Below are 14304 nucleotides of genomic sequence, written 5' to 3'. Positions count from 1 at the left end.
GTTCGTCAGTCCCTCGGACGCCACATGGTTCGCAATGAACGTCAATGACCCGATACGCACCCCTTCGCGGCGATAGCCTGAGGTGTCGTTCCGCCCCGCTCCGGAGACGGACGGACCACCCACTTCACGCCAGCCGAAGGTGAGCACGATGACCACCCTTCACCAGGAGCACCCCACCCACCAGCACACCCACGGCCCGGACTGCGGTCACTCCGAGGTGCGGCACGGGGACCACGTCGACTACGCGCACGACGGGCACCTGCACCGCGAGCACGCGGGTCACTGGGACGAGTGCGAGCCGAGCGGCCACGTGGCGCACGAGACCCACTCCCACCAGCACGGCGAGGGCTGCGGACACCCGGCCGTCCCGCACCGCGACCACGTCGACTACCTGCACGAGGGTCACCGGCACGCCGAGCACGAGGGCCACTGGGACGACCACTGACCTCTGCGCTCCGACGGCGTCTCCCCCGGTTCCGGACACTCCGGGGGAGACGCCGATCACGTTTCGCACAGCCGCTGGACGACATACCGACTGGTCGGCATCATGGTCACGACCCGTTTCCGTGTGCTGAGGAGCAAAGATGAGTCCGGACCACCCGCCAGGTCTCGATCTCGACCGGTTGCGCGACCTGCTCGACCGTGAGCGGCCCGGGCTGGTGAACGGCCCGCTGACCGGCCGGCTGATCGAGGGCGGACGGTCCAACCTCACCTACGCGGTCTCCGACGGCGCCTCGCGGTGGGTCGTACGTCGGCCCCCGCTCGGCCATGTGCTGGCCACCGCGCACGACATGAAGCGCGAGCACCGGGTGATCAGCGCGCTGCACCCGACGGCCGTGCCGGTCCCGGACGCCCTGCTGCTCTGCGAGGACGAGTCGGTGCTCGGCGCCCCGTTCTACGTCATGGAGTTCGTGGAGGGCACACCCTTCCGCACCGCCGACCAGCTCGCCCCGCTCGGCCCGGAGCGCACGCGCGACGCGGTGCTCGGCCTGGTGGACACGCTGGTGGAACTGCACGCGGTGGACCCGGCCGAGGTCGGGCTCGCGGACTTCGGCCGACCGGAGGGTTTCCTCGACCGGCAACTGCGGCGCTGGGGAAAGCAGTTGGACGCGTCCCGCAACCGCGAGCTGCCGGGCATCGACGAACTGCACGCGGCCCTCGGGCGCGAACTGCCGGTCTCCCCCGCGGCCACGGTCGTGCACGGCGACTACCGGCTCGACAACGTGCTGATCGGGCCCGACGACCGGATCAGGGCGATCCTGGACTGGGAGATGTCCACCCTCGGCGATCCGCTCACCGACCTGGGGCTGCTCGTCATGTACAGCACGCGCCTGGAACTGCCGAACTCCCCCATCAGCACGACCGCTTCGGCCGCCGGGCATCCGGAGGCGGCCGAGATCGTCGAGCGGTACGCCGCGCGCTCGGGGCGCGACGTGTCCGCGGTCTCCTGGTACACGGCCTTCGCCTGGTTCAAGCTCGCCGTGATCCTGGAGGGCATCCACTACCGCTACACCAAGGGCCAGACGGTCGGCGCGGGCTTCGACCGCATCGGCGAACTGACGCCCGTCTTCATCGAGCACGGCCTGACCACCCTTCAGGAGGGCTGATCCGCCATGGACTTCGGATTCGACGCGCGCACCGAAGAGCTGCGCCAGAAGCTGCTCGCCTTCATGGACGAGTACGTCTATCCGGCGGAGGCCGTCGCCGAGGAGCAGCGCGCCCTGCTGGCCTCGCCGTGGGACACGCCCGCCGTGGTCGGCGAGTTGAAGGCCGAGGCGCGCAGGCAGGGCCTGTGGAACCTCTTCCTGCCGGACTCCGAGTACGGTGCCGGCCTCACCAACCTCCAGTACGCGCCCCTCGCCGAGATCACCGGCCGCAGCCCGCACCTGGCGCCCACCGCGCTGAACTGCGCCGCGCCGGACACCGGCAACATGGAGGTGCTCTCGCAGTTCGGTGACGAGCGGCAGAAGAAGCAGTGGCTGGAGCCGCTGCTGGCCGGTGAGATCCGCTCCGCGTTCGCGATGACCGAGCCCGAGGTCGCCTCCTCCGACGCGACGAACATCACCACGCTCATCGAGCGGGAGGGCGACGAGTACGTCGTCACCGGCCGCAAGTGGTACATCTCCGGGGCGATGAACCCCGACTGCAAGATCTTCATCGTGATGGGCAAGACGGACCCGGACGGCTCGGACATCCGCCGCCAGCAGTCGATGGTCCTGGTCCCGCGGGACACACCGGGCCTGGAGGTCCGCCGTGCCATGCAGGTGTACGGCTACGAGGACCACTCGCACGGCGGGCACGCCGAGGTCGTCTTCGACCACGTCCGGGTCCCGGCGGCCAACCTGGTGGGCGAGGAGGGCGGCGGTTTCGCCATCGCTCAGGCGCGCCTCGGTCCGGGCCGGATCCACCACTGCATGCGGCTGATCGGCATGGCCGAGCGGGCCATCGAGCTGATGTGCCGGCGGGCGGTGTCCCGTACGGCGTTCGGCAAGCCGCTGGCCCAGCAGGGCGTCGTGCAGAACTGGATCGCCGACGCGCGGGTCGCCGTCGAGCAGCTGCGTCTGCTGGTCCTGAAGACCGCCTGGATGATGGACACCGTCGGCAACAAGGGCGCCCACACGGAGATCCAGGCCATCAAGATCGCCACTCCGCGCACGGTCGTCGACATCCTCGACAAGGCTGTTCAGCTGCACGGTGCGGGCGGGGTGAGCCAGGACTTCCCGTTGGCCGAGCTCTGGGCGAGCGCGCGGACGCTGAAGCTCGCCGACGGGCCGGACGAGGTCCACCAGCGTTCGCTGGCGTACCGGGAGATCAAGAAGTACGCGTGACGCGGCCGGGGGCGGGGCGGAGTTCTCGCCCCGCCCCGCCGGTCGTGCACTTGGGGGCACCGCGCCCGCAGCCCCGCTCCTCAGCCGTCGGAGGGGCTGGTTCCAGACCGTCCGGCGCGAGACCTCGTTACGGGCGCAGGGCGCGGAGCAGGAGGTCCGCCAGGTGGTCGGCCACCTCTTGGCGGGCGAGGGGGCCGTCCGGGCGGTACCACGTCGACAGGTGGTGGACCGAGCCGAAGTGGTAGTCGACGACGAGGTCGGCCGGGGTGGCCGTGGAGAAGACGCCCTTCTTCTGGCCCTCCTCGATCAGCGCACGGAACCGCTCGTGGTAGCGGCGCCGCTCGGAGCGCACCTGCTTGAGCTTCTCCGGGCCGAGGTGGTGCATGGAGCGGAAGAAGATCGAGGCGTCGTCGAGGTTGTCGATGGTGGTGACGACCACGTCGGCCGCCGCGCCCCGCAGCCGCTCCTCCACGGGCGCGTCCGAGTCCGCGAAGGCGTCGAGCCGCTCCTGCTGGAGACGCAGCACGCGCGCGTAGACCTCGTGCAGCAGGTCGTCCTTGGAGCCGAAGTAGTGGTAGAGCGCCCCCTTGGTGACGCCCGCCGCCTCGACGATCTCCTGCACGGAGGTCCGGTCGTAGCCCTGCTCGGCGAAGAGCCGGGTGGCGGCGGCCAGCAGCCGCTGCGGGACGGGCGTACCGTCACCGTCCGTCGTCCTGGGCACTGCCGCCACCTGCCTTCCGTACGTTCACATCGATCGCTGTCGTCCTCGGGGCGTTCCCGGGAAGCGCTGGGCTCCCCGGGAGCCGTCGGCCCCGCGGACTACGGGGAGTCCTGGGAGTCCTCCGTGCGGGAACGCAGTTCCCGCCGCAGGATCTTCCCACTCGCCGTCTTCGGCAGTTCGGGCAGGATCACCACCAGCCGCGGATATTTGTAGGCGGCCAGTCTCTCCTTGCACCAGGCGGCGAGCGCGTCGGGGTCCTCGGAGGTGCCCGGCCGCAGGCTGATGTAGGCCTTGACGGTCTCGCCGCGGTAGCCGTCGGGGATCCCGACGACGGCCGCCTCACGGACCGAGGGGTGGGTGTAGAGGACGTCCTCGACCTCGCGCGGCCAGACCTTGAACCCGGACGCGTTGATCATGTCCTTCTTGCGGTCGACGACGTAGAGCCAGCCGTCGGTGTCCATGAAGCCGATGTCACCGGTGCGGAGTTCGCCGTCCGGGAAGGTCTCGGCGGTGGCGTCGGGGCGCCGCCAGTAGCCGGGCACGACCTGCGGGCCGCGCACGAGGATCTCGCCCTGTTCCCCGAAGGGGACGTCCTGGCCCAGGTCGTCGACGATGCGGACGACCGAGTCGGGGCCCGGCACACCGACGGCCAGCGTTCCGGAGACGGGGTCGACGGGCGCCTCCAGGTCGGGCGGCACGGAGGCGCAGGGCGCGGTGCACTCGGTGAGCCCGTAGCCGTTGCGGATGTACGGGCCGAAGCCGGCGCGGAACTTCTCGACGAGGGCGGGCGGCAGCGGCGCGCCGCCGGAGGAGATGTTCACGAACGAGGAGAAGTGGTCCGGTGTGGCCGAGGGGTGGGCGGCCAGCGCCATGAAGGCGGTGGAGGGCCCCACGGTGTAGAGCGGCCGGTGCTCGGTGAAGGCGTCGAGGACGACACCCGCCTCGAAACGGTAGGCGAGGACGAGCGTGCCCTCGCTGTTGAGACAGGCCGCGAGCTGGCAGACCATGCCGGTGATGTGGAACAGCGGTGCCATCGCGAAGTACACGGGCGCCTCGGGCAGGGCGAGCCCGGTCCGCTGCCGCTCGGCGTTGTACATGATGTTGCCGTGCGTGTTGGTGGCCCCCTTGGGGGTGCCGCTGGTGCCCGAGGTGTAGCTGATGAGGGCGATGTCGGACGGGCCGAGGTCGCGGTCCTCCGGGGCGGCGTGGCCCTGCCGGGCGACGGCCACGAGGTCGTCGGCGCCCGCGTCGAGGGGCAGCCGCTCGAAGGACAGCACGCGGGTGTCGCCCCGGGTCTGGAGGTCCAGTTCGCAGGCGGTCAGGACGATCCGCACGGGCGAGTCGGCGGCCGTCTCGCGCAGATACGTGTCCCAGGCGCGGTCGGAGCAGACGAGGGCGGTCACCTCGGCGTCGTGCAGGACGTGCCGGACCTCCCCCGCCTTGTACATCGGGTTGACCGGCACGACCGTCGCGCCGGCCTTCCAGGCGCCGAGCAGGGCGAGGACGAACTGCGGGGAGTTCTGGAGCAGGACGGCCACCCGGTCGCCGCGCCGGAGGCCGCGCCCGGCGAGGTGCCCCGCGACGGAGTCGCTCAGCTCGTCGACCTCGCGGTAGCTCAGCCGCCCGTCGAAGTAGGCGAGGGCGGTGCGGTCCGGGGTGTGCGCGACGGCGTCCCGGAGGGCGTGGACCAGGGTGTCGGCGGGGTGCACCGGCGCGCGCTGGGCGTCGTTGAGCAGGGCCACCCAGGGCCGGTCGGCGTAGCTGGTCACTCGGTGGTCTCCCACTTCTGCTGGAGGTGGTTCATGTTCGTCATCCAGCGGTCGGGGTCCGCGGCGCGTGCCTGGTAGTACCCGGCGACCTCGGGGTGCGGCAGGATCAGGAAGCGGTTCTCCTCGATCCCCTTCATCAGCGCGTCGGCGACACCCTCGGGCTCGATGGCGGTCGGCCTGAGCACCAGGTCGCCCGCGCTGCCGGTGGCGGCGAGCATGTCGGTGCGCACGCCCTGCGGGCAGATCGCGTGCACGTTCACCCCGCGGTGACGGTAGGTGAGGGAGAGCCACTCGGCGAAGGCGTACGCCCCGTGCTTGGTGACGCTGTACGGCGCGGCGCCGATCATGGTGAGCAGGCCCGCGGCGGAGACGGTGGAGACGAACCGGCCGCTGCCGCGCTCCAGCCAGTCCGGCAGGAGGGCGTGGGCGGCGCGCACATGGGCCATGACGTTGACGTCCCAGGCGAGGGCCCAGACGTCCTCGCCGGCCGCTTCGGAACCGCCCGAGCCGACCCCGGCGTTCGCACAGTAGACGTCCACGCTGCCGCCGAGGGCGTCGCGGGCCTCCTCGATGATCAGGGACGCGTCCCCGGGCACCGCGATCCCGCCGATCTCGTCCGCGACGGCCTTCGACTTCGCGGCGTCGAGGTCGTTGACGACGACCCGCGCCCCCTCGGCGGCGAAGCGTCGGGCCAGCGCGGCTCCGATGCCACCTCCCGCTCCGGTGACGACCACTCCCGCACTCTGCACGGCTCCCACCATCGGTCTCCTTCGACGCGACACGGCACTGCTGCGACGCCAGACTAACCAGTCGGTATGTGACTAGGGAAGGGGCTCCCGGCGCGCGCCGACGGTCGCGTGACGAGCCACGACGGGAGAAACGGAACGGCGGTCTACGAACTTCAGCCGCGAACGCTTAGCGTGCACGTGCCAACCTTCCGCGATCACGGAGGTCACACCATGCGCATGTCCCGACGGTCACTGCTCGCGGCCGGCACCGCCGCCGCGGCCCTGACCCCGCTGCCCGCCGCGGCGTCCGTGCCGGCCACGAACCCCGGCCACCGGCTCCGCACGGGATTCGAGCGGCTCGCCGCCTCCGGGTACGCCTCGCTGAGCGGCGGCCGCGTCGGCGTGGTCACCAACCCGACCGGGGTCACCCGCGACGTCCGGCACATCGTGGACGTCATGCACGCCGACGACCGGGTTGACCTGACCGCCGTCTTCGGGCCCGAGCACGGCTTCCGCGGCACCGCGCAGGCGGGCGGGTCCGAGGGCCGCTACGACGACCCGGCGACCGGGCTGCCCGTCTACGACACGTACCTGAAGAGCGGGCAGCCCCTCGCCGACGTCTTCACGGCCTCCGGCGTGGACACGGTCGTGTTCGACATCCAGGACGCGGGGGCGCGGTTCTACACGTACATCTGGACGCTGTACGACTGCATGGAGGCGGCCCGCCTCGCCGGGAAGCGGTTCGTGGTGCTCGACCGGCCGAACCCGGTCACCGGCCGGGCCGCCCTCGGGCCGGTCCTGCACAAGGAGTTCGCGACCTTCGTCGGCCGGCAGCCGATCGCGCAGGCGCACGGGATGACGGTGGCGGAGCTGGCCCGGCTGTTCAACGGGGAGTTCCTCGCGAAGCCCGTCGAGCTGGACACCGTGCTGATGTCGGGCTGGCGGCGGAGCGACTTCTACGACGCCTCGGGGCTGCCGTGGGTGCCGCCGAGCCCGAACATGCCGACGGCCGACACCGCCCTCGTGTACTCGGGGACATGTCTCTTCGAGGGGACGAACCTGTCGGAGGGGCGGGGCACGACCCGGCCCTTCGAGCTGCTCGGCGCGGAGGGCGTGGACGGGCGCTGGGCCGCGGCGGCGGGTGAACTGGGGCTGCCCGGCGTGTACTTCAGAGAGGCGTACTTCGCGCCGACGTTCTCCAAGTTCGAGGGCAAGACCGTCGGGGGCGTCCAGATCCATGTGCACGACCGTGCGGCGTACGACCCGGTCCGCACGGGGATCGCGCTCCTGGTGACCGCCCGGAAGGTCTGGAACGGCTTCGCCTGGCGTTCCGACAACTGGATCGACAAGCTGACGGGCTCCACGCAGGTGCGCACGATGATCGACGCGGGCGCGAGCACGGACGAGGTCGTGGCCGCCTGGCAGGACGAACTCGGCGCGTTCCGCCGGACGCGCAAGGAGTACCTGCTCTACAGGTGACCGCGTTCTCGGCCGGGCCGGTCGGCCGCCGGTCCGGGGAGACGGTCGGTATGACGCCCAAGGGGGCGGGCCGCTTCCGCGGTCCGCCCCCGGTCCGGTGCGACCGCGCCTATCGGCGCGGTCCCCGGCTCACCGGTGTCCGGTGAACTCGACGACCTGCTGGTAGGTCGGCCGGTTCTGCCAGGTGATCTTGCCGTGCTTGATGCCGCCGAGCGCCCGCTGGACGATCGAGTCGGCGCACCACTGGTCGCCGGCCGAGCACTGGTCGTCGCCGGGGTAGACGACGGCCGCGGTCCTGCCCGCCGCCTCCTTCAGCGTGCCGACCAGGGCGTCCCGGCAGGCACTGAGGCTGCCGCCGCCGCAGTACTTCTGCGACAGACCGCCCTGCACGGGTTCCCCCAGCACCGCCCGGATGTCCTTGTCGACATAGCTCCACCAGCCGTACTGGAACGAGCTTCCGGCGTGCGAGCCGGTCGGCCCGTGTCCGGCGGACGGGGCCTCGTCGATCGGCAGGTTGCTGCCGAAGGCGGTGTACAGGTCGTTGCCGAGCCCCGGCTGGAACTCCGCCTTGACCAGCAGCGGCCACCAGGCGTCCAGGATGCGGATCGCGTCGGCGTCGGCGTAGGCGTGCGAGCCGGCCGAGGTCTCCGTGCGTTTCGCGCCCGCGGTCAGCCAGGCGTTCAGCTTGCCCACCGCCGCGGCGGCCGTGGGGTCGGTGACCGGGGAGCTGTTGACGACCTTGAGCAGGTCGGGGAGCACGTCCTCGGCCCGCAGGTCGGCGAGGGCCGCGTCGGCCATGGCCTTCACCAGAGCGGTCCGGGTCACGCCGCCGGCCGCGACCAGCTTGGAGACCCGGTCGTCCAGCAGGTCGCCGCGGTGCACCGAGCCGTCACCCCAGGAGGCCGTCGTGTAGTCCTTGGCCTGCTTGTTGTTCCAGGAGACGTAGTAGTCCTGGTCCACGGAGTTGGGGTGCTGGGAGGCGGGGGTGTAGGCGGCGGTGTTGGTGGCCGGATCCCAGCCCTGCCAGTCGTAGGCGGACCGCGCCCACACCGGGAACTCTGTGTCGACCCCACCGGCCCGCACCGGGTTGTCCCCGCTGTTGTAGTACGCGGTGTGCGCGGAGTCGGCGTAGAACCAGTTGAAGGTGTAGTTGATGTGCTGCACCGCGCTCTGGAACGTCGCCGGACTCTTCACGTAGTCCGGGTCGTTGAGCATCTGGAACCCGATGATCGAGTCGGCCTCGTGCAGGTAGGACGAGCGCAGGGTGGTGTAGGCGACCTTCTTGCCGCCGACGGTCGCGCGGTACTCCACGGGGCCGTACTTGGTCCGGTAGACCTGCATCCGGTACGAGCCGGCGGCGGTGCCGTCCGCGACGGTCGGCTTCCAGGAGTTGCTCCGCTCGACCTTGTCCATCGCCGTGCAGGTGCCGTGGTAGAGGTAGTGGTAGTCGTCCTGGCACAGCTCGACGGCGTAGGTGTCGATGATGTCCTGGCCGGAGGTGGTCGCGCTCCAGGAGTAGTCCTGGCCGCGGCCCAGCTCGACGTACATGCTCAGGCCCGCGAAGGAGGCGCCGCGGGCGCTCAGGCCCGGGCCCTGTATCTCCTGGAGCATGAGCAGCTGTGGCGCGAAGTAGCCGGTCTGGGGGCCGAAGACGGCGATCGGGTGGCCGCTCGCCGTGTGCTTGCCGCTGACCACCAGGGCGTTGGACATTCCCCGCTTGGCCGAGGTGAGCGAGGTCTTCGCCGCGGTGGTGGAGGCACCGGTCGCGCTCGCCGCGGTGGCGCTGCCGGTGCGGTCGTAGACGAGCTGCTCCTGGGTGACCGAGCCGGGATCGGGCAGGGCCTGGCCCTGCGCGCTGTCCGGCTTGCCGCCGTACGGGAAGCTCTCGCCGTCGTGCACGGTGAGGGCCGCTTCCGGGTCGTTGCGCTCGCGGAAGGACTCCCAGACCTTGGTGCCCTCGGTGACGCCGTACCGGGACTGGGCGGCGAGCAGCGAGAGGGCGTTGTTGACCTCGCCACCGCCTCCGGAGCCGAACAGCGAGCCGATGACGGAGGCCAGCGCGACCAGGTCGGTGAGCTGGAAGTGGTCGATGGTGCCGGCGTTGGTGATGGCGTCCTTGTGGCCGGTCAGAACGTACTCACCGGGGAAGTAGCGACCGCTGTCGGAGGCGTCGATGTAGGCGTTGATGCCGTCGAGGTAGGCCTTCGCGTCGGCGAGGGCCTGGACGCCACGCGCTCCGGCGTTGCTGGTCGCGCTGTCGATCTGGGCCTGCAGGTCGGCCTCGGTGTAGGGCGCGTTGCGCCAGAACTCCTGCTCCAGGCCCTGGTTGGAGGGGGCGCCGCCGGCGAAGCCGGTCAGCTGGCCGCGTCCGACGTGGCGGAACACGTCCATGAGCCAGAGCCGGTCCTGGGCGGCGGCGAACCCTGCGCCGTACTCGGTGCCGTACCGCGTGGTGCCCGTGATGTGCGGAACGCCCGTTTTCTTGTCCCGCACGATGGTCACGTCACTGCGCCCGCCGGGCTTGGTGGTCGAGGCGACCTGGCCCGGGGCGACACCGAAGGACGCGTCGTTGAAGAAGTCGTTGATCTTGGTGTCGGTGAGCGCGGGGTAGCCGGAGGCCAGGTTGCCGTACGGAGTGAGCTGGTCCTCCGCGTGGCCGGGCTGGGTACCGAAGGCCTGGTTGAGCAGGATCTGCGCCAGGGTCGCGTTGCCGTTCTCGCCCGGCGGCAGGATGTCCGAACACCGACCGCCGCAGTAGTCGTTCGTCGCGGCCGCCGAGGTGTCGGCGGCGACCGCCGGGGAAAGCGGCGACAAAAGACCGGCAATGAGCACGCATAGGGAAGCGGCCTTGAGGAACTTGGGGAATCTGCGGGGAGTTCTCAGTCTGTCCAGGGTGGTGCGTGGGGTGCTCGGTGGCATGTCAGCTCCTACCGACTGGGGTGGGCCGGACGTTACCGCCGGTATCCCCGAGTTTGAAGATGAACATGCGTCAGTTTTGAGCATTCATCGCGACCGTGGACGCCGCCCCCGGGCGGCTGACAGCAACGGGAGGCAGGCCGAGGGCACTCGGCGGGTGGCTTATGGCAGTCATCGAAAAACGGATGGAGCCGAATCGCGTGTCGATACGTCTATTCGGCGACGTCCGTACGAGACGGCGCCGAAGTGACCGGAGTACAGGTGAAGGTGTGACGGAGGTGCAAGGCGATGGCCGGTTTCCGGAGTCTGGCGAGACAGGTGCGAGATCCGAGGTGTGATCTGGCACTGCGGCGGTACTCACTGCGCAAGTGCCTGGAAAGGTTCGCCCCCTACGGGCATCGGGCGACCTGGGACCATCTGTGTTCCCGGGCCGGGTTCGGTCCCGAGGACCGCTCCCCCGATCCGGTGCGGCTCGTGGCCGCACTGGAGGAGCTGGAGGAGGCCCGCTCCGTCTGGCTCGCCTACGAGGTCGAGTTCGCGCAGCGTCGCAAGAAGGAGAAGCACGACGGACTGCGCAGGCCGGGCAGTGTCGACGACTGGCACCGGCTGACCTGGGGCGGGTTCGGCGTCGCCTGGTGCGACAACCCCCGTGTCCACCCTCATGAAACCCTCGCCGAGGTGCTGCGCCGGCTGATCGCCGCGCTGGAGCGCGAGCCGGGCGCTGTCTGTCCGGTGTGCGCCGGAGGCCACCTCCTGTGGATGTACGACCTGGCCCACGAACCCTCGTCGGGCCCCGTCTGCACGAGCTGCGGCATCGTGGTGCCCCGGCCCGTCCTGACCCCGGAAGCCCTGGCCGGCGCCCGGCGCGGCCGGCTGCTCGTGTCGGCGTGAGTCCCCCGCCGGGCCGGGCGGCAGGGACGCCGCCGGGCTGAACGGCGGGTGCGGGAACTGCGGGTGAGCCGACGGCCGCGGACCGTCCGTGGCCGGGCGCGCAGTTCCCGGCGCCGGGAGAACCGGCGCCGGCACGTTCCCGACAACCCCCTGTCCGTACCCCGCCGGCGTCCATGAACGCCGGCGACCGATCGCCGGCGACGACGGTCGGCCGTGTCCGCCGCCGCGGACATCGGCCGTGCTGTCCGCCGGTGCGCCGCCGTGCCCGGCATCGGCGGTGAGGCACCCGGTTCCCCGGTCACACCGGTGTCCGGAAGTCGCCGGTGCCACAACTGTCCGGCAGCCCGATCCTCCGTAGGCCCCTGCCGTCCGGCATCATCGGACGCATGGTGCAGGTCTGTCTGAACGGAGCGCGCTGTCCGGCCGACGGCACCGCCGCGCCGATGTATCCGGAGGCCATGGCCCGCTCCGCCGCCGAGGCGGTGGCGGCCGGCGCCTCCGACATCCATGTCCATCCCAAGACCCCGTGCGGGCAGGACACGTTGTCCCCGAGGGTGCTGGCGATGACGCTCGAAGCGATCCGGTCCCGGGTCGGCGTCACCGTCGGCGTGACCACCGGGGCCTGGGCGGAGCCCGATCCGGCGCACCGGGCGGAGCGGATCCGCTCGTGGACGGTGCTGCCCGACCACGCGTCGGTCAACTGGCACGAGCCGGGCGCCGAGGAGATCGCCGCCGCCCTCCTGGAGCGCGGGATCGGCGTGGAGGCGGGGATCTGGTCCGGCACGGACGGCGCCGCCCGGTTCGCGGCATCGCCGCTCTCGCCCCGGGTCCTGCGGGTCCTCGCCGAGGTGACGGACACCTCCGCGCACACGGCCGAGGCGTCGGCCCGTGCTCTGCTCGCCGTGCTCGGCAGGCCCGCGCGGCCCGTCCTGCTGCACGGCGAGGACGGCGGCGCCTGGCCGGTGCTGCGTCTGGCGGGACGCCTGGGGCTCGCGACCCGGATCGGCCTGGAGGACACCCTCGAACTCCCGGACGGGGAGCGGGCGGAGTCCAACGGCCGGCTGGTGACGGAGGGGCTCCGGCAGTACGAGGCGTCCCGGGTCCGGCCGTAGGCCGGCCTCGGTCGGGGCCCGCCCTCGGCCGGGGCGGGCCGGTCGCGGAGATCCCCGGAAGACGGCGGGCTCTTCGGGAAGGGTCGGCCGGCGACCGTAGCAGCCGTGAATCCGGTGGTTCCAGCCCTTTCCCGCACGGACAGTTGGGGGCGATGAGACCCGGCTGAGCGATCCGAGGAGCCAACCGATGTCGACGCTGCGCGTCACCGCCGAAGTACTGACCGTCCACGAACACCCGAACGCCGACGCGCTCGAACTGGCCCAGGTGGGCCTGTACCGGGCCGTGGTCGCCAAGTACGCGTTCCGGACCGGCGAGCACGCCGTCTACATCCCGGAGCAGTCCGTGCTGCCCGCGGCCCTGATCGAGGAGCTGGGGCTGACCGGGCGGCTCGCGGGTTCCGCGGCGGACCGGGTGAGGGCGGTCCGGCTGCGGGGCGAACTGTCCCAGGGCATCGTGTGCCGCCCGCAGGCCTTGGCGGACACGGACCTGGCGCGCGCAGCCGAGGAGGGCACGGACTTCTCGGGGACGCTCGGCATCGTGAAATGGGTGCCTCCGATCCCGCCGACCATGGACGGCGACGTCGAGTCGGCGCCGGGTCTGCTGCCCTGGGTCGACATCGAGAACATCCAGCGGTACCCGGGCATCTTCACCGAGGGCGAGCCTGTCGTCCTGACGGAGAAGCTGCACGGCTCGGCCTGCCTGCTCACCTACCTCGCGGACGAGGACCGCGTGCACGTCTCCTCGAAGGGCTTCGGCGCCAAGTCCCTCGCCCTGAAGGAGAATCCGCGCAACCTGTACTGGCGTGCCGTGCGCGGTCACGGTGTCCCGGAGGCCGCCGCCCGGCTCGCCGAACGACTCGGCGCGCGCCGCGTCGGCATCTTCGGCGAGGTGTACGGGGCGGGCGTCCAGGACCTGTCGTACGGTGCCGACGGCCGCCGCGAGGCCATCGGATACGCCGTGTTCGACGTGTCCGCGGAGATCGACGGCGAGGTCCGCTGGCTGGACGCGGAGGAGCTGCTGACAGGTGAACTCCCGCTCGTGCCAAGGCTGTACGAGGGCCCGTACGCCATCGGGCGCGTCCTGGAGATCGCCTCCGGCCGGGAGACGGTGTCCGGCCGCGAGCTGCACCTGCGCGAGGGGGTCGTGATCCGCCCGGCCGTCGAGCGGTACAGCCCGGTGACGGGCGGACGGGCGGTGGCCAAGGCCCTCAGCCCGGCCTACCTGACCCGCAAGGGCGGGACGGAGTACGAGTAGGAGAGGCGGAAGGCGGTGGGGGACGGCACGTTCAGCGGCAGTCCCCCACCGGCTCCTCCCGCTGTGCGGACCCACCGTCCGACGCCCGGCCCCTCGCCGTCGCCGCCTCCTGGCCGTCCGGGCGTTCGACCATGAGGCGCGAACCGGTCCCGCGCTCGCCGAAGACGTCGTCGGGATTGGAGAGCACGCAGTTCTCCAGCGAGAGACAGCCGCAGCCGATGCAGTCGGTGAGGTGGTCGCGCAGCCGGCCGAGCTGCTTGATGCGCTCGTCGAGTTCGGAGCGCCAGGCCTCGGAGAGGCGGGCCCAGTCCTCCCGGTTCGGGGTGCGCTCCTCGGGCAGTTCGGCGAGCGCCTCGCGGATGGTGGCGAGCGGGATTCCGACGCGCTGGGCGGCCCGCACGAAGGCGACCCGGCGCAGCGCGTCGCGGTGGTAGCGGCGCTGGTTTCCCGTGGTCCGGCGACTGCTGATCAGACCCTTCGACTCGTAGAAGTGCAGGGCGGAGACGGCGGCGCCGCTGCGGGCCGACAGCTGGCCGACGGTCAGCTCGTGGATCTTCTCGGGGATCTGGGGCACCCTTCCAACCTACCCATCGCGTCACACGCCC

General features: G+C 71.5%; 12 protein-coding genes. 7 read left to right on the top strand and 5 right to left on the bottom strand.

From position 1 onward, the window contains the following. Nucleotides 1-148: 148 nt before the first annotated feature. From ACIRQH_RS19085 to ACIRQH_RS19075, 3 genes are all read left to right on the top strand, one after another. Nucleotides 149-445, top strand: a complete 297-nt coding sequence (locus ACIRQH_RS19085) for a hypothetical protein (RefSeq protein WP_358819579.1) — start codon at nt 149-151, stop codon at nt 443-445. Between the two features lie 139 nt (nt 446-584). Next, entirely contained in the window at nt 585-1607 is a 1023-nt protein-coding gene (locus tag ACIRQH_RS19080) for a phosphotransferase family protein (RefSeq protein ID WP_358819578.1), read from the top strand. A 6-nt stretch (nt 1608-1613) separates the two neighbouring features. Beyond that, nucleotides 1614-2828, top strand: a complete 1215-nt coding sequence (locus ACIRQH_RS19075) for an acyl-CoA dehydrogenase family protein (protein WP_358819577.1) — start codon at nt 1614-1616, stop codon at nt 2826-2828. Nucleotides 2829-2955: 127 nt separating this feature from the next. Here ACIRQH_RS19075 and ACIRQH_RS19070 read toward each other — a convergent pair whose 3' ends face one another. From ACIRQH_RS19070 to ACIRQH_RS19060, 3 genes are all read right to left on the bottom strand, one after another. Beyond that, a complete protein-coding gene (locus tag ACIRQH_RS19070; protein ID WP_355874398.1) occupies nt 2956-3549 on the bottom strand; it encodes a TetR/AcrR family transcriptional regulator in 594 nt (197 codons plus the stop codon). 98 nt (nt 3550-3647) lie between these two features. After that, on the bottom strand, nt 3648-5318 hold the full coding sequence (locus ACIRQH_RS19065) for a class I adenylate-forming enzyme family protein (RefSeq protein WP_404226626.1): 1671 nt from the start codon (nt 5316-5318) through the stop codon (nt 3648-3650). Continuing rightward, nucleotides 5315-6079 (bottom strand): SDR family oxidoreductase, encoded by a 765-nt coding sequence (locus ACIRQH_RS19060; protein ID WP_358819575.1) that lies wholly within the window; start codon nt 6077-6079, stop codon nt 5315-5317. The genes ACIRQH_RS19065 and ACIRQH_RS19060 overlap by 4 nt, the downstream gene beginning before the upstream one ends. 198 nt (nt 6080-6277) lie before the next feature. Here ACIRQH_RS19060 and ACIRQH_RS19055 point away from each other — a divergent pair, with 198 nt between their 5' ends. Then, nucleotides 6278-7525, top strand: a complete 1248-nt coding sequence (locus ACIRQH_RS19055) for a DUF1343 domain-containing protein (protein ID WP_358819574.1) — start codon at nt 6278-6280, stop codon at nt 7523-7525. A 129-nt stretch (nt 7526-7654) separates the two neighbouring features. Here ACIRQH_RS19055 and ACIRQH_RS19050 read toward each other — a convergent pair whose 3' ends face one another. Further along, nucleotides 7655-10444 (bottom strand): penicillin acylase family protein, encoded by a 2790-nt coding sequence (locus ACIRQH_RS19050; RefSeq protein WP_404226625.1) that lies wholly within the window; start codon nt 10442-10444, stop codon nt 7655-7657. 285 nt (nt 10445-10729) lie between these two features. Here ACIRQH_RS19050 and ACIRQH_RS19045 point away from each other — a divergent pair, with 285 nt between their 5' ends. The 3 genes from ACIRQH_RS19045 to ACIRQH_RS19035 all read left to right on the top strand — a co-directional run bounded on the left by ACIRQH_RS19045 (nt 10730) and on the right by ACIRQH_RS19035 (nt 13699). Further along, entirely contained in the window at nt 10730-11332 is a 603-nt protein-coding gene (locus tag ACIRQH_RS19045) for a hypothetical protein (RefSeq protein ID WP_358819572.1), read from the top strand. 386 nt (nt 11333-11718) lie between these two features. Further along, nucleotides 11719-12444 carry a 3-keto-5-aminohexanoate cleavage protein gene (locus ACIRQH_RS19040; protein WP_388930328.1) on the top strand — a complete coding sequence of 242 codons (726 nt, stop codon included), beginning with the start codon at nt 11719-11721 and terminating at the stop codon, nt 12442-12444. A 187-nt stretch (nt 12445-12631) separates the two neighbouring features. Next, complete coding sequence (locus tag ACIRQH_RS19035) at nt 12632-13699, top strand: RNA ligase (ATP) (protein WP_404226624.1); 1068 nt, start codon at nt 12632-12634, stop codon at nt 13697-13699. Between the two features lie 31 nt (nt 13700-13730). Here the strand turns inward: ACIRQH_RS19035 and soxR are convergent, their stop codons facing one another. Then, nucleotides 13731-14273 carry a redox-sensitive transcriptional activator SoxR gene (gene soxR, locus ACIRQH_RS19030; RefSeq protein WP_358819569.1) on the bottom strand — a complete coding sequence of 181 codons (543 nt, stop codon included), beginning with the start codon at nt 14271-14273 and terminating at the stop codon, nt 13731-13733. Between the last annotated feature and the right edge of the window lie 31 nt (nt 14274-14304).

The sequence above is a fragment of the Streptomyces sp. NPDC102279 genome (genome assembly GCF_044766365.1).
Classification (GTDB): domain Bacteria; phylum Actinomycetota; class Actinomycetes; order Streptomycetales; family Streptomycetaceae; genus Streptomyces.
The sequence above is the reverse complement of the archived record's forward strand: the minus strand, read 5'-3'. Positions and strand labels throughout refer to the sequence as shown.